General features: G+C 35.5%; 18 protein-coding genes. All 18 read left to right on the plus strand.

From position 1 onward, the window contains the following. Positions 1-107 precede the first annotated feature (107 nt). The 18 genes from WKK_RS06140 to glyQ all read left to right on the plus strand — a co-directional run bounded on the left by WKK_RS06140 (position 108) and on the right by glyQ (position 17,608). A complete protein-coding gene (locus WKK_RS06140) occupies positions 108-731 on the plus strand; it encodes an HAD family hydrolase (protein ID WP_013989779.1) in 624 nt (207 codons plus the stop codon). Between the two features lie 15 nt (positions 732-746). Further along, entirely contained in the window at positions 747-1,577 is an 831-nt protein-coding gene (gene murI, locus WKK_RS06145) for a glutamate racemase (protein ID WP_013989780.1), read from the plus strand. Between the two features lie 9 nt (positions 1,578-1,586). Continuing rightward, on the plus strand, positions 1,587-2,177 hold the full coding sequence (locus tag WKK_RS06150) for an XTP/dITP diphosphatase (RefSeq protein WP_013989781.1): 591 nt from the start codon (positions 1,587-1,589) through the stop codon (positions 2,175-2,177). A 162-nt stretch (positions 2,178-2,339) separates the two neighbouring features. Further along, a complete protein-coding gene (locus WKK_RS06155; protein ID WP_013989782.1) occupies positions 2,340-2,864 on the plus strand; it encodes a YfcE family phosphodiesterase in 525 nt (174 codons plus the stop codon). Positions 2,865-2,880: 16 nt separating this feature from the next. After that, complete coding sequence (locus WKK_RS06160; protein ID WP_013989783.1) at positions 2,881-3,222, plus strand: DUF1831 domain-containing protein; 342 nt, start codon at positions 2,881-2,883, stop codon at positions 3,220-3,222. Between the two features lie 204 nt (positions 3,223-3,426). Next, positions 3,427-4,761 (plus strand): adenylosuccinate lyase, encoded by a 1,335-nt coding sequence (gene purB / locus WKK_RS06165; RefSeq protein ID WP_013989784.1) that lies wholly within the window; start codon positions 3,427-3,429, stop codon positions 4,759-4,761. 156 nt (positions 4,762-4,917) lie between these two features. After that, complete coding sequence (locus WKK_RS06170) at positions 4,918-5,580, plus strand: histidine phosphatase family protein (protein ID WP_006845231.1); 663 nt, start codon at positions 4,918-4,920, stop codon at positions 5,578-5,580. A 23-nt stretch (positions 5,581-5,603) separates the two neighbouring features. After that, a complete protein-coding gene (locus WKK_RS06175; protein ID WP_013989785.1) occupies positions 5,604-6,269 on the plus strand; it encodes a tetratricopeptide repeat protein in 666 nt (221 codons plus the stop codon). Beyond that, on the plus strand, positions 6,262-8,799 hold the full coding sequence (recD2, locus tag WKK_RS06180) for an SF1B family DNA helicase RecD2 (protein ID WP_013989786.1): 2,538 nt from the start codon (positions 6,262-6,264) through the stop codon (positions 8,797-8,799). Before WKK_RS06175 ends, recD2 begins: the two co-directional genes overlap by 8 nt. Positions 8,800-8,893: 94 nt before the next feature. Beyond that, positions 8,894-10,114 carry a CCA tRNA nucleotidyltransferase gene (locus WKK_RS06185; protein ID WP_013989788.1) on the plus strand — a complete coding sequence of 407 codons (1,221 nt, stop codon included), beginning with the start codon at positions 8,894-8,896 and terminating at the stop codon, positions 10,112-10,114. Between the two features lie 78 nt (positions 10,115-10,192). Then, the gene (locus tag WKK_RS06190; protein WP_013989789.1) at positions 10,193-11,035 is read left to right on the plus strand and encodes a YitT family protein; all 843 of its coding nucleotides are present in this window, start codon (positions 10,193-10,195) and stop codon (positions 11,033-11,035) included. Between the two features lie 48 nt (positions 11,036-11,083). Next, on the plus strand, positions 11,084-11,833 hold the full coding sequence (locus tag WKK_RS06195; RefSeq protein WP_013989790.1) for a DnaD domain protein: 750 nt from the start codon (positions 11,084-11,086) through the stop codon (positions 11,831-11,833). 19 nt (positions 11,834-11,852) lie between these two features. Then, a complete protein-coding gene (locus WKK_RS06200) occupies positions 11,853-12,356 on the plus strand; it encodes an MscL family protein (protein ID WP_006845237.1) in 504 nt (167 codons plus the stop codon). Between the two features lie 45 nt (positions 12,357-12,401). Beyond that, positions 12,402-12,545 carry a hypothetical protein gene (locus WKK_RS07220; protein WP_006845238.1) on the plus strand — a complete coding sequence of 48 codons (144 nt, stop codon included), beginning with the start codon at positions 12,402-12,404 and terminating at the stop codon, positions 12,543-12,545. 63 nt (positions 12,546-12,608) lie between these two features. After that, positions 12,609-13,328 (plus strand): adaptor protein MecA, encoded by a 720-nt coding sequence (locus WKK_RS06205; protein WP_081461284.1) that lies wholly within the window; start codon positions 12,609-12,611, stop codon positions 13,326-13,328. A 171-nt stretch (positions 13,329-13,499) separates the two neighbouring features. After that, positions 13,500-14,507, plus strand: coding sequence for a competence protein CoiA (locus tag WKK_RS06210; RefSeq protein ID WP_081461285.1), 1,008 nt, complete (start codon positions 13,500-13,502; stop codon positions 14,505-14,507). Positions 14,508-14,526: 19 nt separating this feature from the next. Then, a complete protein-coding gene (gene pepF / locus WKK_RS06215) occupies positions 14,527-16,332 on the plus strand; it encodes an oligoendopeptidase F (RefSeq protein ID WP_013989793.1) in 1,806 nt (601 codons plus the stop codon). 349 nt (positions 16,333-16,681) lie between these two features. Further along, positions 16,682-17,608, plus strand: coding sequence for a glycine--tRNA ligase subunit alpha (gene glyQ, locus WKK_RS06220; RefSeq protein WP_013989794.1), 927 nt, complete (start codon positions 16,682-16,684; stop codon positions 17,606-17,608). Position 17,609 lies beyond the last annotated feature (1 nt).

A 17,609-nucleotide genomic window follows, 5' to 3' on the forward strand; every position in this document is an offset into this window, starting at 1 on the left:
GATAGCATATCTTAGAAGTGGATCATTACTTATGTATAAATAAGTAAACGCTCTTTTGATTTGATCATGGTAAAATAGAGTTATTATTATAGATGGGGGAATGAAGCATGAAATCTATTATTTTTGATGTTGATGGAACGCTATTATCGACGGAAAGTATGTATATTACGGCCTTAGCGGAAACATTAAAAGATCATAAAATTACACGGTCAGATGCTGAATTGCATCATGTTTTTGGATTGCCTGGGCCAGAGTCATTAGAATATTTAAAAATTCCTAATCCTGAACTCATTCAGGCAGATTGGATCGCACGTTTAGATGATTTTCGCGATAGTATTTTCTTATACCCTGAAGTTCTAAATATGTTAGAGCAATTAAAAAAAGGACAATATAAAATGGGAATTGTGACCTCGAACACACCAGCCGAGTTTGCAGCACACCATGATCGATTTGGAATTGAACAATTCTTTACTGATTTTGTTTTTGCAGGAATGACTAAAAATATGAAGCCAGCCGCAGATCCAATTTTATTAGCAATGAATAATTTAGTGAGTGATCCAAGTCAGACAATTTATATTGGTGATTCTATCCATGACATGCAAGCAGCTCATAATGCTGGAATTGCATATGGAATGGCAGGCTGGGGTGTAAAAGATCGAACTGTCTTTAAAGATCAAGCAGATTATATTTTTGAAACCCCTAATGACTTAGTGGAATGGGCTAAGCAGTAGAAAGTAGGCAGTGTAATGGACAATCGAGCTATCGGTTATATTGATTCAGGTCTAGGCGGATTAACCGTAGTTAAAGCGGCGTTAGCTAAGTTACCGAATGAAGCGATTTATTATCTAGGAGATACCGCCCGGATGCCATATGGACCACGACCGCAAGCAGAAGTAGTAACTTTTACGCGCCAAATGATTCAATTTTTAGTCGACCAACAGGTTAAGATGGTAGTGATTGCTTGTAATACTGCTACTGCGGCAGCATTACCTACAATGCAACAAGAATTTGATATCCCTATTATTGGAGTGATTGAATCAGGAGCAGCAACAGCAGCAACTCTAACCAATAATAAGATCGTTGGGGTAATTGCAACACAGGGAACGATAAATTCAGGTAGTTATGTTAAGGCATTACATCAAAACAATGCTGATTTATCAGTTTATCAATTGGCAGTTCCTGAATTTGTTACTTTAGTTGAAAGTGGAACGACAGATTCAATTGAAATCCAAGCGGTTGTTGATCGAAATATGGCTAATTTTCCAAGTTCAGAAATTGATACTTTGATTTTAGGATGTACCCATTTTCCACTATTAGAAAATAGCATTCAAAAAGGACTTGGAAGTAAAGTTAAGATCGTCGATGCGGGAGCAGAAACGATAACGATGGTAGCAACACAATTAAAATCACTAAACATTATGCATCAAGAAAGTTTGCAAGTTGATCATCATGCTGATCGATATTATACAACTGGTGATGCAGCTCAGTTTAAAATGTTGGGTGAACGTTGGTTAGAACGAGACGATTTACAAGTTAGTACTTTAACGATTGGTGCTGAAAAGTTATATTTAAAATGAGGTTAATTCATGAAACAACTAATTGTTGCTACTAAAAATTCAGGTAAAGTGTCAGAAATAAAGACCTTTTTAGAGCCTTTTTCAATTGAGGTAATTTCATTAAATGATTTACCAGAAATGCCAAAGATTATTGAAAATGGTCATTCTTTTGCTGAAAATGCGTTAATTAAGGCTCGGACAATCTGTCAGGCACTACAAGTTCCAGTTTTAGCGGATGATTCTGGATTGACAATTCCAGCCTTAAACGATGAGCCTGGAATTTATTCAGCACGGTATGCTGGTGACCATAATGATACAGCTAATAATCAAAAAGTTTTGCTGAAGTTAAAAGGTGTACCAATTGATCAACGGCAAGCATCTTTCCATACGGTCATGGTTGGGATAAAACCGGATGGTAGTCAAATTATGGCTGAAGGTCAGGTGGATGGATTGATTTTGGAAACTCCTCGAGGATCTAATGGGTTTGGTTATGATCCATTATTTTATTATGAACCATATCAAAAAACGCTTGCTGAAATGAGCCCATCAGAAAAAAATACCATTTCGCATCGAGGAAGAGCTTTAAAGGTATTATCACAAAAATTTAATGAATGGTGGTAAAAAGCAAGACAAAAATGCTCTATATTTTGCTTTGATAGTTTTGTCTTGCTTTTGCCGAAAAATTGAAAGAAAAAAATATCAGTAGATAAGATTGACTGATTTGTAAAAATGTTTTTATAGAGGACGGTGATATCTTATCCGACCTCTAAGAAGGAGGACAGAATGGATTATTTAATCGTTTCAGATATTCACGGTGATCGCTCTATTTTAGAAAAAATTGTGAACCATTATGTTGATCAAGTGCAGGCAATGTTTTTCAATGGTGATTCAGAATTGAAAGCTGATGATGAACTGTTTCAGCAAATTCAACCAGTTATTGGGAACATGGACTTCGATTCATTGTTTCCTGATGATCGATTATATGGTGACCGTTGGATTAAAATTTATCAAACGCACGGTCATTTATACCATACTGAATCAGATTTAAATCTGATTCGAGAACATGTAGCACCCTTGGATGCCAATGTTGTAACATTGGGACATACACATCAATTAGGGGCCGAAATGATTGATGGAAAATTATTTATTAACCCTGGATCTATTTCACTTCCTCGAGGACCTTATGCCTATTTAAAGGGGACTTATGCTATTTTATCGGTTCAACCAAAACAGTTAGACGTACAATTTTATAATCGAGAATTAGAGCCAGTGGAAGAAATGAGTTTTAGTTTTAATCGTCAAAAGTAAGAATGGAGTAGCTATTATGGCTTTTACAAAAGAGGTAACAATTTTAGGGGATGATATTACATATGAAATCAATCCAACCTTGAAAAAATATGCTCTTACGGATGTTGGGTTTGTTAAAAGTAATGCGGGAACTTATGTTATGCAACGTGCACTGCAACCGGATAAAGGATTAGAAAATTCGGTTAAATTAAAAGTAGCCATAAATGGAAGTGTTGATGGTTTTAAAATGAAGGTTGTGAATGCTTCTGGAAATACCAATATTAATATTTTTAAGTCAAATAATCAGTCCGATTTAGTGGAATTGTTGCGATACTATCTCGATGAATTGGTTAGTCGTGAAATTATAAAAATAAAATAATATAGATAAAGGCCGGAACGTTTTGTTCTAGCTTTTTTTGTAAGCATTAATTAAATTATTATATTGAATTTTTAAGCTAAAAAGGAATGGTTAATACACTTATCTTTTTTAAGTTCGTGATTTAAATAAAAAAGTAAAAATAATTTGCTTTTTGTTAATAAATTGCGGTAAAATTTAAATATAATAAAAAAAGGCGGAACGGAAATGATTGAACGATATACGCGGGCGGCGATGCAGAAAGTATGGTCATTAGAACAACAATACCAATCATGGCTGGAAGTGGAAATTGCAGTTATGGATGGCTTGGTACAAGAAGGTGGACGAGTTTCTGAATTGCGATCGATCCGACCAACAGCTACTGAATTGGCGTTAGTTGAGCAAAATGCAAAATTTAATGTTGAAGAAATCGCTGATTTAGAAAAAGTTACAAAACATGATATGGTTGCGTTTACCCGAAATATATCAGCTTCATTAGGGCCTGAAAAAAAGTGGATTCATTATGGATTAACAAGTACTGACGTAGTAGATACCGCACAAGCTCTTCGTTTGCGAGATGCTAATAAAATTATTCGGAAAGAATTAATCGCATATAGCGATGTCTTACGTCGTTTAACTTTGAAATATAAGACAACGGTTATGATGGGTAGAACTCATGGTGTTCATGCTGAACCAACCACGTTTGGGTTGGTTTTGGCCCGTTACTACCAAGCATCATTACGAAATTTAGAACGTTTTGATCGAGTGGCATCTGAAATGGAAACAGGAAAATTGTCGGGGTCCGTTGGTACTTTTGCAAATATTTCGCCTGAAGTCGAGATGGCAGCGATGAAACGATTAAAGCTGCAACCACAACCGGTTGGTTCACAAGTTTTACCAAGAGATTTGCATGCTGATTATATTTCGACTTTGGCTTTAATTGGAACTTCATTAGAGGAAGTTGCTGTTGAAATTCGAGGACTGCAACGTTCAGAAATTCATGAAGTCGAGGAGGGGTTTGCTGGAGGACAAAAAGGTTCTTCTTCAATGCCGCATAAACGTAATCCAATTGGCTCAGAAAATATTGTTGGTCTTTCACGAGTTTTACGGGGGATGACAATTCCGGCCTATGAGAATGTTCCGTTATGGCATGAACGAGATATTTCGCATTCTTCAGCAGAACGGGTCATTTTACCTGAGGCAACGTCGACATTAGACTATATGTTACATCGGATGACCAATATTCTTGATAATTTACAAGTATTTCCAGAACAAATGAAAAAGAATATGAATAGAACTTATGGTTTAATTTATTCACAACGATTGATGTATTCACTAATGGATGATGCTGATTTTTCAAGAGAGCAAGCATATGATGTAGTACAACCATTAACTGCACGTGCCTGGGATGAACAAATTCAATTTAGAAGTTTAGTTGATGCTGATCCAGTGATTCAAGAAAAATTAAGTAAGAAGCAAGTTGATGATGCATTTGATTATCATTGGCATTTACGTCATGTTGACGATGTGTTTGCTCGTCTTAATTTGAATGATGGTGAGTAAAAAAAGTAATAACGATTATAAAAATAAAAAACAATAAATAAAACTGGGGCATAATTTGTCTCAGTTTTTTTCTATAGGTGGGAATCATAAGTTAAAGTTAACTTTCAAGGTTTTCTTGTTATATAATGTAAGTAACACACAATAAGGGAGTAAGGCATGACAAAATTATATTTTATTCGTCACGGTAAAACAGAATGGAACAACGAGGGACGCTTCCAAGGAGCGCAAGGAGACTCACCATTGTTACCGGAGTCATACGAACAAATTGAAAAATTGGGAAACTATCTACAAGATATTGAATTTAAACATGCTTTTATTTCACCACTAAGGCGGGCACGTCTAACAGCTGAGGGAACATTAAGCCTACTTAAGAATCGACCATCAATGACTTTGAATTCTGGGTTAATTGAATTTAAATTGGGTGCTTGGGAAGGGCAGACTTTTGCTGCTGTGAAGAAAAATCAAGCAGAACAATATGAGGCCTGGCGTAATCATCCCGACCAATATGATGCCACCCAAGTTCCTGGAGCAGAGACATTTGAAGCCGTTCAAAAACGGTTTAAATATGCAGTTGATGAAGCAGTTCGAGCTTACGGCGGAGAAGATGTCAATTTGATTTTCTTTGCGCATGGTATGTTGTTGACAATTGGAATTGAAACTTTGTTAGAAAAGCCGTTAGCCCAATTACGGGCACGAGGTGGCTTAAGCAATACTTCAACATCTATTTTAGAGACCAATGATGGACAGACTTATCATGAAATTTCACGAAACGATACAAGCTATTTAGGAGTCATTGACGATCCAAGTAATACGATATAAATTGACAGGAGGTACAATTACATATGGTAGAAGAAAAAGATGAAGAAAACAAACTACAAGCCGATATGCATCAATTGGTCGAACTAATTCAAAAAGATGAGAATAATTGGCGTGCTTATGTTGATTTAGTCAATTTATTGGCAACAAGTGAAAATTTAGTTGAGGCTGAGGAACTGGGGCTTAAAAGTTTAGCGCTATTTAAGGAAGATCAAGTTGCACAAGACAATTTACATTATACGTTGGGTAACGTCTATTATTTAGCTGGTAGCTACGAACGCGCGAATGAATTCTTTCAATTAGTTACTGATGAGCAATTAAAGTATGATGCTGTTATGATGCAGGCTCAAACTTGGTATAATCAACAAAATTATCAAAAAGCTCTCGTTTATGCACTAACCGGGACGGAAATGCCGGAAACTGATTTAGCTGGTTTTATTTTACTAGGTAATATTTGGTTAAGCTTAGAAAATATGGAACAAGCAGCATCTGCTTTTGAACAGGCATTAAGCTTTGATGAAAATAATTTTGATGCCAATTTTGGCCGGGGATTAATTGCAACTGTTTTAAAAGAGGCCTCGAACCCTTGGTTTAAACGAGCACAAGCTCTTGATGAAAAACATTTTGAACAACAAGCAGGGCAATTAGATGCTTTAACGCAAATTATGATGGGAAATGATACCAATGAATGATATTCGCGATTTAATGGTGGATGATGCACCAGCGATGATTGCTCAGGTTCAAGGAATTATTTTTTCAGCAACAGATAGCTTTTATAAAGTGATTGCAGTTAAGATTGATGAAAAGAACTTTGAATATGATGTGGATGAAATTACAGTCACTGGTTCTTTTGGAGATCTTCAAATTGGATCAAATTATCAATTCACTGGTCAACTTAAAAATCATGCTCGTTTTGGACAACAGTTTGCGAGTGAACATTATCAACGGTTAGATACCAGTTCAGCAGCAGGATTAGTGCAATACCTTTCTGGAGCTGATTTTACGGGAATTGGTGCTAAAACAGCTGAAAAAATTGTCGATAGTTTAGGTACAGATGCAATTGACCAAATTTTAGATAATCCGGCTGTGTTAAATAATATTGGGTTGAGTGAAAAGCAAAGTTCCACGCTTGTAGAACAGTTAAAACAATCCGATGGGATGGAACGTTCAATTATTGCTTTGAACCAATTTGGCTTTGGATCGGCTTTAGCAACTACTATTTATGAGCACTATGAAAATGAAACCTTAGAAATCCTTAAAAATGATCCATATCGAATGGTGTGGGAAATTGACGGAGTTTCATTTAATCGAATTGATCAAATTGTTTTACAAGAAGGTTTGGATCCCCTTGATCCCAGACGCATTCAAGCAGGGGTTGTCGCAGCTATGAATAAAGCGACTTTTGAACAAGGGGACACATATGTTGAATTAAGTGTTCTAAGTTATGCTGCTAAACGGTCGTTAGAACGAAATGACCATACACAAATTGAACCGGAAGTAATACAAAATGCTTTGCTGGATTTAGTAGAGCAAGAAATTGTTGTTGCAGATGATGATCGGTTATTTATGACCAACTTATACTATGCAGAAGTTGGAATTGCTCAACGAATTGTGGAACTAAATTCGCAAAAAGGTATCTTTCCAAGACGTGACGTTGAAAAAGTCCTTAAGCAGGTAGAAAAGCAACATCAACTGCAATATACTGATGAGCAGCATGAAGCAATGCTAGCCGCTTTAACAAGTAAATTGTTTATTTTAACGGGAGGACCTGGGACCGGTAAAACTACCATTATTAATGGGGTTGTCGATGCCTTTGGCCGTTTGTTACAACAAGATGGTTTAGATGAAGATAAAATTGAGTCAGCAATTAAGTTAGCAGCACCTACCGGACGAGCAGCTAAGCGTTTATCCGAAGCGACTGGGAAACCAGCGGCGACAATTCACCGTTTGCTAGGTGTTTCAGGACGTGAAAGTTTAGCCGATTTAGATTTAGATCCATTAGAAGGGCAACTTTTAATAATTGATGAGATGTCAATGGTAGATACTGAACTATTTAGCTTCTTGTTAGAAAACACCCCTAATTCAATGCAAATTATTTTAGTAGGAGATAAAGATCAACTGCCATCAGTAGGTCCGGGTCGAGTTTTCTATGATTTGCTAAGTAGTGGAAAGTTAAATTATCGCGAATTGGCAACAATTCATCGACAAGACGCAGATTCTACGATTATTGAATTAGCTAATGAAGTTAAACGTGGGCAACTACCTAGTGATTTAATGCAGCGTCAGCCCGATCGTTCATTTTTCCCCGCACACGTTCAACAAATTCCGGATGCGATGGAAAAAATCATTATGAGTTGGATTGAACGAGGCAATTCAGTTCGCGATATGCAAATTTTAGCGCCGATGTATAAAACTGATGCAGGAGTAAACCGGTTAAATCTATTAGCGCAAGATCTTTTTAATCCTAAGACAAAACAGAAGCGTGAGATAATGTGGCGTGAAGGCGATTTTGAATTTGGCTTTAGAATTGGCGATAAAGTCATGCAAAAAGCCAATGATCCAGAACACGATGTTTTTAATGGTGATATTGGTTATATCAAAACGATTATGTTTGCGAAAGATCCTGAAAATGAAATGAAAGTTGATTACATTGAAGTTGATTTTGACAATAATTATGTTTTGTATCAAAGAACTGATTTTATGAATCTTACTTTAGCTTATGCAACCACAATTCATAAAGCTCAAGGCGGTGAATATTCATTAGTTATTATGCCGTTAGTACAGGCTTTTAACCGAATGCTACAACGCAATTTGCTTTACACTGGCCTTACACGAGCGAAGGATTCGTTGGTTCTATTGGGCGAACCAGGGGCATATCAACAGGCTGCTCAAACTGAGGGAGCTAAACGGAAAACGATGCTACCTACGCGTTTGGAAAAAGCTTTAGTGGGAATTTTACCTAAAGGCCCAACACAAAAGGTGGAAGTTTCCGATCAAGATGTAGCAGTAGATTGGGATAATAAAGTTATATCAGAAAAGGGTTCTAAAACTGAATCGATCGATGACGTAACTGAGCCTGGTTTAAACCATGAGCAACAATCTATAGCGATTAAAGAGGAAGTACCAGTTAATAAAAATCAGCTTAAACTCGCCATGATTCAAGCACAAACGATAGACCCCAATGTGGGGATGATGGGGGTGTCACCTTATGACTTTATGTAAATTAAATGCAACTCAGCGTAAATTTATTTTAGGGTTGGGGGCGCTGTTAATCGGCTTAAAAGTCCATCATCGGACTGCTGAATAGGAGGATTTTATGCAATTACAAAAATTACCATTAGAATTTGAAAATGCTTTGCCAATCGTACAAAAACTTGAGGATGCTGGATATGAAGCGTATTTTGTTGGCGGTTCGGTCCGGGATACTTTATTAAAAAAGCCAATTCATGATGTCGATATTGCAACTTCAGCCTATCCAGAAGAAGTTAAAACTATTTTTAATAAAACTGTTGATACTGGAATTGAGCATGGGACTGTGATGGTATTAGATCATGGAAATGGTTACGAAATTACTACATTTCGAACAGAATCATCTTACACTGATTTTAGACGTCCAGATGAAGTTAAATTTGTGCGGCAACTGGCTGATGATTTAAAGCGTCGTGATTTTACCGTAAATGCTTTAGCAGTTAAAAGTAATGGTGAAATTGTGGATTTATTTGATGGATTAACTGATCTAAGGCAACAAACTTTACGAGCAGTTGGAAGTGCTGATGAACGATTTCATGAGGATGCTTTACGAATGATGCGTGCTGTTCGTTTTGCTGCCCAATTAGATTTTAATTTGGATCCTGAAACGAAATTGGCTATTAAAAATAATGCAGAATTATTGCAAAATATATCAGTTGAACGAATTAATGTTGAATTCACTAAATTATTGCAAGGTAAGAATGCCCAATTTGGATTATTAGCATTGCTAAGTACGGGTCTAAATGAATATATGCCAGGGCTCAATCATACAGAAATTGATTTATGGGGATATGCAGAATTATTGGCCGTTGATCAAGCACATACGGATGCTGAAGCTTGGACTTTGCTGGCTTTTGAATTAGGATTAACCGCTGTGGATGTGAAGGACTTTTTGAAATTGTGGAAGCAAAGTAATGAATTAATTCAAACCATTCAGCGTTCGTTAGATCTTTTGAATCAATTGCGCTTAGATGATGCAAGTAATTGGCAATTATACGTAACTGGTTCAGCAATAGACAATGCACTATCGGTTCTAAAATTAAGTGAATTGACTATTGATTCAGAGCGATTAAGAGAACGGTATCAAAATTTAGCAATTCATCAACGCAATGACCTAAAAGTGAATGGTAAAATTTTGAAAGATAAACTTAATTTAAATCCAGGACCAATTCTAGGTAAATTATTAACTGTCTTAGAACAAGCGGTGGTTGCGGGACAAGTTAAAAACGATGAGACAATTTTATTGAAATATGCTGCTGATTATCTTCAAAAACATCCAAAAGTATAATTTAACCTAAGTTTAAATTATGGATGGTATGATAAATGATATAAATATAAAATATTAGGAAGATAGTGGGGATAGTATATGAATAGAAAACGACTAACTCAGCAAGGCTGGTTTCGAGTTTTAGCCATGGTAATTGCATTGGAAATGGTAGCTATCGCTATAAATTTCTTTTATGCACCAATTCATGTTGCAGCAGGTGGTGCAACTGGAGTTGCAATTTTATTGGATACGGCCTTTGGCATTAATCGCTCATTAACCGTTTTGATTTTTAATATTGCGATGATTATTTTATCGATTATTTTCTTAGACCGAAAAAGTGTTCGTAATATCACAGTTGGTAGTTTTCTACTGCCACTCTTGATGTACATAACTCCTAGCTATAAATTAGTTAATGACGCTGTTTTAGCGGTTATTATTGGCGGAGGAATTTTTGCAACTGGGGTGGCTTTATTATACCGCTTGGAAGCTTCAGCAGGTGGGACCACTGTGCCACCTATGATTTTAAAGAAATTCTTTGGAATCAATACTGCTGTTTCATTACTTTGTATTGATTTAACTATTACGTTATTTAATTTAATTGTCTCAAGTACGAATGCTTTCTTTTTAGCGGCTTTTTCATTGGTTGTGACGATCATTGTAATGCGTTATATTGAAACTGGGTTTGATTTAAAGCGCCAAGTTCAAATTATGAGCAATGATCATTTATCAGAAATTCACAAAATGTTATTGGATGAGAAATTGAGTTTGACGATTTATGAAGCCAGAGGTGGTTATACTAATGATGCCCGTGAGATGATTATGGTTATGTTAAATGGTAATGAATATGCTCACCTTTTACGTAAAATTCATGATATTGATCCCGATGCTTTTATTACCACCACCAACGTAACAGAAGTTCATGGTGGAAGTTTGGGATATTAATTTGAAAGAAGATAGTAATTCAAGAAAGTTCAGAAAGGACGTTGATTCATGAGCGATCAATATCAATTTAATCAGTATCTTGATGCGGGAAATATTGATATTAGTTTAGTTTTATTGCAAAGATATCATGAAATCGGTTTGACAGATCAAGAATTGATCATATATTTACAAATTAAAGCTATGCTAGATCGAGGGTATGTTGAACCAAGTACGGAAAAAATCGCTAAATATATGGGCTTGCAGCCAACGCAAGTTTTCTCAGGAATTGAAAATATGCGTGCTAAGAATTTAGTAGTTTTTGAAACTAAACGTGATGAAAACAAACGATTGATAACTACTCTGAATTTTCATCAGTTATATCAAAAACTATTGAAATTACCGGATGAATCAGCTGTTCGAGCAGTTGATCGACAGTCGAATAATAATAATAGTTTTCGACAAATTAAAGATGAGCCAACACGAGCAGAAATTTTCACTATGTTGGAACAGGAATTTGGCCGATCGCTTTCACCAATTGATTTAGAAATTGTTAGTAATTGGTTTGATGTTGATCATTTCTTACCAGTATTAATTCAAGAAGCGATTAAGGAAGCTGTGGCGAATCAAGCTTTGAATTTACGATATATTGAATCAATTTTGGTGAATTGGACTAAGCAAAATTATCATTCTAAACAGGATGTTTTAAAAAATTCAAAAAGGCGTAAGAACTTTCAAAATAAGCAAAATGGTATTAAAAAAGACACGCCTAAGATTCCTTTGGATGTTGACCTGTTAAGTTTGGACCCCAAACAATTATAAAAATTAAAGGGAACAATTAATGAAAAAGTGGAAAAAAAGTAAAATAAATGGTGTTTTACCTGAACAATTATCGGCGACAGTAAATCGGGTAAATGATTTAGGCGATATTGTCATGGATAGTGCTCTGGCTGGTGATTTTCGTTCCTTTTTAACAGGTGATCGAGTGACTGGTTTTGCTATTGGTGTGGTCGTTGGAAACGCCTTTTCCAATTTTGTGAAGGATTTTGTTAATTTAATCAGTGGGATGTTACATTTTTTAGGTATTTGGATCCAAAAAGGTATCTGGCAATTTAACGTTATCCCTTGGGCTGATTTTGGCAAATCTTTTTTGACAATGATTTTGATTGCTGGTTCTGTGTTTTTCTTTATTCGGATCCTAAATACTTTCGTTGCAAGAAATCCTACAGAAAAATTTGGATATAATGTTAATTTAATGGAAATTAAAGCTTTACGTAAAGAACAGCAGGAAACAAATCAATTATTGTCAGAATTAATATCGTTAGAGAAAAAACGGCAAAATTAGGTTAAAATGTTATAATGGATTTATTAAATAAATGGGGTTAAAATAATGAAAAAATATGATAAATTAGCAAAAAAGCAAGCAACTAAGATGACAAAAGATATTGAACTACAACTCAAGCGGGGACAAATTCATGTAGAACTGGTTGATTCACCAGAAGAAATGGATGAATTCTTAGCTGGATTACATTAATTTTTTAACAGTAAATCGAAAGATCTTCGCGTTTGCTAAAAATTTAATGTAAAGGAGGTATGCATGATGGAGATGGAACGAATTAATGAGGATACTATTCGGGTTCTAGTTACTAAAGAAGATTTAGATGAACGTAGTATTTCGTTGGTGGATTTACTTAGTAACCAAGACGAAGTTGAAAAATTCTTTTATAGTATTTTAGCTGAGGTCGATGTGGAACATGATTTTGAGCAAAATGAAGCGGTCTCTTTCCAGGTGATGCCTAGTAAAAAGGGATTAGAAATTTTTATTACTAAAAATATGACCGACGATCAGGTACCAAAAGAGATTTTGGATAAGCTGATGGGATCTGAAAAAAATGAAGTTAATGAAACTCGTGATGAAGTATCAGATGATACTTTGCACGAATTGTTAGAAACTGACCAAAATGAGCAACGTAACAAAACTGATGATAGTGCAGCATTGTCTGGCAACGAAAAAGCGGGTCAAATTGCTAAGACTCCACAAAGCTTAACTTTTAAATTTAATGATTTCGAGTCATTGATTCAATTATCACAGGTCTTGGAGATTGAGGCAGCTAATAAGTTGGTTCAATATGATGGTGCTTATTATCTTGAATTACTATTTGACGAAACTTATCAATTAAATGAGATTAAAAATATTACTGCAATCGCCCGCGAATTTGGAAAACTTTCTGCAGTCGCAACGGCAGTTTTGGCTGAACATGGTAAAATTATTTTTGAAACCAAAGCGCTTAGTGAAATTGTAGAATATTTCAAATAAATTATTTTTAATAAACAAAAGCTAAAATTTAATTTAATAGTAGTTAATGTTTTACGTTAAAATGGGTCCTTACTTGTTGTAGGGACTTTTTTTATTGGAGATATAAAAATATTATTCGCAATTAATCAACATACAAACCAAGTTACAAGTGCTAAATGTGCTAATCGAGATATAGAGTATCGATGCTTAGACTGTCATCAGTTGGTGCTTTTAAGATTTGGACAGATTAGGCTACCATATTTTGCACACCAAGCACTAGCATCATGTCAAATTTTTAGCGACAATGAAAGTAAAGAGCATGTTTCTGGAAAATATCAATTAGCTACTTATTTTACTGAACGGGGTTATCAGGTAGAATTAGAACAATATTTACCAAAAATCAAACAACGACCAGACATGATGCTCTTGTATCCTGAGAAAAAGCAAAAATTTATGATTGAATATCAATGTTCACCAATTACTATAGAATATATAAAGGCACGTAATATGGGATATCAACAAATGGAATTGTTAGTCCGATGGATTTTAGGAAAGCCATATCAGAAAAAACAATTACAGGATGGGACTTTGGCTAAATTTGCTCAGCCCATCGGAGCAAATCAAATTGGGATATGTTTTTGGAATACCCAAAAGAAACAGTTATTTAAAATTCCATGGTTAAAATTAGATGGTCAAAGGTCAATAAAAAATTATGTAAAGCTGAAAAAATTAGCAGATTTACAAATCAAGCAATTATTGAGACAGAGCAAATCATTTAATATTATAAATAATCAACTTTATCAAATGCATCGTTCGCTATGGGGAATTCCATGGGAGTTGCATAATTTTAAACATTTAACTGGTGGGCTAAAATGTTCTAATACCTTGGCATTAGTTCAATTATATTTATTTATTGAAGAACAGCGACGATGTACAAAAGATACACTGTTTGATTTTACTAAAACTTTACCTTGGTATGAATTTTGTAGTATGGATCAAGGAGTTGTCCAAAGGCTTTGGTTGGATCAAGTATTAAGTGAGTGGACTAATTTAAAGTTGGTTTCATGGGAATCAAATTATTGGTTTTTATTACGAGAACCAACTTGGTTTAATCATTTAGATTTAAAAATAATGTCATTGCATCAACATAATGAAACCCTTATTGGAAAGGATAGTGGTAGAATTAAATACATAAATTAAAGAGAGATGGAGAAAATTAATGGTAAAAGAAATTCCAATCCGTTCAGAAGTGCCTACAAGCCAAACTTGGGACTTAACAACGATTTTTAAAGATGATCAAGCTTTTGACGCTGCTGTTGAAGATTTGAATCTACGACTTGAATTATCAGATGCTTTGGCTGAAAAGGTGTCTAATTCTGGTCAAGATTTATATCAAGCTCTACAATATGGTTTAAGCTTGATGCGTGATTTAGAAAAAGTATATGTGTATGCATCAATGAAGTCTGATCAAGATACTGGTAATCAATATTATCAAGGCTTAAATGCAATTGCTGGAAATTTAGCGGCACAAGTATCAAGTGCAATTGCCTTCTTTGATCCAGCAGTATTAAGTCTTTCGGATCAACAATTAGCTGAAATGTTTGAGACTGAGCCTAGATTAAAGGACTATCAACATTATTTTGAAACGATTCTAACGCAAAAAGGGCATGTTCTATCACGGGAAAGCGAAGAACTTTTGGCTGGGGCTTCTGAAGTCTTTAATGCTTCGCAAAATACATTTAGTATTTTAGATAATGCGGATATGGAATTTGGAGCAGTTGAAAATGAAGATGGTGAATTCGAACAATTGACGAATGGTGTTTATAGCCGCTTGTTAGAGTCGTCTAATCCAACAGTCCGTAAAAATGCTTTTCAAACTTTCTATCAATCTTATGCGCAATTAGAGAATACGTTTGGAACACTTATTAGTGGAAATGTTAAACAACAAAATTTTCAAGCGCAAGTTCGAAACTATCAATCAGCACGTGAAGCGGCCTTGGCACAAAATCATATTCCAGAAGTTGTTTATGATAATTTGGTTGAAACTACACATCAAGCCTTGCCTCTGTTACATCGTTATGTAGCACTTCGTAAAAAAATGTTGAAGTTACCTGAATTACATTCATATGATTTGTATACACCTATTTTAGGAACACCTGATTTTGATATCGACTATGAATCAGCTAAGGCGATGGCTTTGGAAGCTCTGAAGCCTATGGGTGATGAATATCTATCAATTATGAATGATGCCTTTGATGAACGTTGGATTGACGTTGTTGAAAATAAAGGGAAACGTAGTGGAGCATATTCGGGAGGATCGTATGATACCAATCCTTTCATGCTATTAAATTGGGTGGATAATTTAAATAATTTGTACACCCTGGTTCATGAAATGGGACATTCGGTTCATAGTTATCAAACTCGAAATAATCAACCTTATCAATATGGAGATTACCCAATCTTTTTAGCTGAGATCGCTTCAACTACCAATGAGAATCTATTAACTGATTATTTGTTAAAGACAATTACGGATCCACAAATTCGAGCTTATATCTTGAATCAATACCTAGATGGATTTAAGGGAACTATGTTTAGGCAAACTCAATTTGCTGAATTTGAGCAATGGATGCACGAACAGGATGCAAGTGGGGTACCTTTAACGGCAGAAGTTCTTGATGATGCGTATCTGGATTTGAATCAAGAATATTATGGTCCAGCGTTGACCGTTGATCCAGAAATTGCATATGAGTGGGCTCGTATTCCACACTTCTATTACAATTTCTATGTATTTCAATATTCGACTGGCTTCGCTGCAGCGACGGCCTTAGCAAAGCAAATTTTGCATGGAGGAACTGAAGGAGTGGCTGCTTATATGAGCTATCTACAAGCTGGTTCATCAGATTTTCCATTGGAAGTTATTAAAAAAGCTGGCGTTGATATGGCTAAAACGGATTATTTACAAGCAACCTTTGACGTCTTTGAACAACGTCTAAATGAATTTGAATCTATTATTGATACGCTTTAATAATTATATTTTAGCGATGTTATTCTAATTGTTTTAGATTGAATTAGGTCTTGCTGAAAGATAAGTTTAGGCATATAATTTTCTAGTACGCTAAGATCGTAGAAAAAATAAAGTTAGATGCATTCAGCAAGTTATCGTTAATGTGAGGATAATTGTATCTTTTTATGGGGAGCTACGGGAGCGCTTTAAAATTTAAATGAAGCTGTCAAATGATGATCTTAACATTATCGTTTGGAAGCAGGGTGGAACCGCGTTAAAAACGTCCCTGCATCAATCATGTTTAATTTGATTGGTGCAGGGATTTTTATTTTGAAATCAATCAAAAAACTAGTTGGAGAAAGGAATTAAAATGAGTAATACTTTATCAGTTCAAGATATTATTTTAAAATTGCAAGGCTTTTGGGCCAAGCAAGGGGCGATGTTGATGCAATCATATGACACAGAAAAAGGGGCGGGGACTATGTCGCCGTACACTTTTTTGCGCGCTAATGGTCCAGAACCATGGCATGCCGCTTATGTTGAGCCCTCACGCCGTCCAGCAGATGGTCGGTATGGAGATAATCCAAACCGTCTTTATCAACATCACCAGTTTCAAGTAGTTATGAAGCCTTCTCCTGATAATATTCAAGAACTATATTTAGCTTCTCTTGAAGAATTGGGAATTGACCCACTTGAACACGATATTCGTTTCGTGGAAGATAACTGGGAAAACCCTTCAATGGGTGCAGCTGGGATTGGTTGGGAAATCTGGCTTGATGGAATGGAAGTGACGCAATTTACATACTTCCAACAAGTTGGAGGAATCCAAGTTGACGCTGTGACTTCTGAAATCACCTATGGTTTGGAGCGTTTAGCATCATACATTCAAAATGTTCCAACAGTCTATGATTTGGAGTGGGGAAATGGGGTTTTGTATGGTGATATCTTCAAAGAACCTGAATTTGAACATTCAACCTACTCATTTGAACAATCTGATCAAAAAATGTTATTACGGCATTTTGATGAATATGAAGCAGAAGCACAACGTTTATTGGATCAAGGGTTAGTTCACCCTGCATACGATTATATTTTAAAGTCTTCACATACCTTTAATCTGTTAGATGCTCGGGGAACTGTTTCAGTTACGGAACGAGCTAAATATTTGAGCCGGATTCGTAAGATGGCGCGCCAAGTTGCACGGGCCTTTATTGATGAGCGTAAAAAGTTAGGATTCCCATTATTAAAGGATGAAGTACTGCGAAATAAATATTTACCAGATGAAACGGAGGAAAACTAAA

Source organism: Weissella koreensis KACC 15510, from assembly GCF_000219805.1.
GTDB lineage: Bacteria > Bacillota > Bacilli > Lactobacillales > Lactobacillaceae > Weissella > Weissella koreensis.

Bases quoted from the DNA above. Each gene is read 5' to 3' on its own strand.
- purB (WP_013989784.1), top strand. From the start codon at position 3,427: ATGATTGAACGATATACGCGGGCGGCGATGCAGAAAGTATGGTCATTA.
- WKK_RS06170 (WP_006845231.1), top strand. From the start codon at position 4,918: ATGACAAAATTATATTTTATTCGTCACGGTAAAACAGAATGGAACAAC.
- WKK_RS06200 (WP_006845237.1), top strand. From the start codon at position 11,853: ATGAAAAAGTGGAAAAAAAGTAAAATAAATGGTGTTTTACCTGAACAA.
- murI (WP_013989780.1), top strand. From the start codon at position 747: ATGGACAATCGAGCTATCGGTTATATTGATTCAGGTCTAGGCGGATTA.
- WKK_RS06185 (WP_013989788.1), top strand. From the start codon at position 8,894: ATGCAATTACAAAAATTACCATTAGAATTTGAAAATGCTTTGCCAATC.
- recD2 (WP_013989786.1), top strand. From the start codon at position 6,262: ATGAATGATATTCGCGATTTAATGGTGGATGATGCACCAGCGATGATT.
- WKK_RS07220 (WP_006845238.1), top strand. From the start codon at position 12,402: ATGAAAAAATATGATAAATTAGCAAAAAAGCAAGCAACTAAGATGACA.
- WKK_RS06190 (WP_013989789.1), top strand. From the start codon at position 10,193: ATGAATAGAAAACGACTAACTCAGCAAGGCTGGTTTCGAGTTTTAGCC.
- WKK_RS06160 (WP_013989783.1), top strand. From the start codon at position 2,881: ATGGCTTTTACAAAAGAGGTAACAATTTTAGGGGATGATATTACATAT.
- WKK_RS06205 (WP_081461284.1), top strand. From the start codon at position 12,609: ATGATGGAGATGGAACGAATTAATGAGGATACTATTCGGGTTCTAGTT.
- glyQ (WP_013989794.1), top strand. From the start codon at position 16,682: ATGAGTAATACTTTATCAGTTCAAGATATTATTTTAAAATTGCAAGGC.
- WKK_RS06175 (WP_013989785.1), top strand. From the start codon at position 5,604: ATGGTAGAAGAAAAAGATGAAGAAAACAAACTACAAGCCGATATGCAT.
- WKK_RS06195 (WP_013989790.1), top strand. From the start codon at position 11,084: ATGAGCGATCAATATCAATTTAATCAGTATCTTGATGCGGGAAATATT.
- pepF (WP_013989793.1), top strand. From the start codon at position 14,527: ATGGTAAAAGAAATTCCAATCCGTTCAGAAGTGCCTACAAGCCAAACT.
- WKK_RS06155 (WP_013989782.1), top strand. From the start codon at position 2,340: ATGGATTATTTAATCGTTTCAGATATTCACGGTGATCGCTCTATTTTA.
- WKK_RS06150 (WP_013989781.1), top strand. From the start codon at position 1,587: ATGAAACAACTAATTGTTGCTACTAAAAATTCAGGTAAAGTGTCAGAA.
- WKK_RS06140 (WP_013989779.1), top strand. From the start codon at position 108: ATGAAATCTATTATTTTTGATGTTGATGGAACGCTATTATCGACGGAA.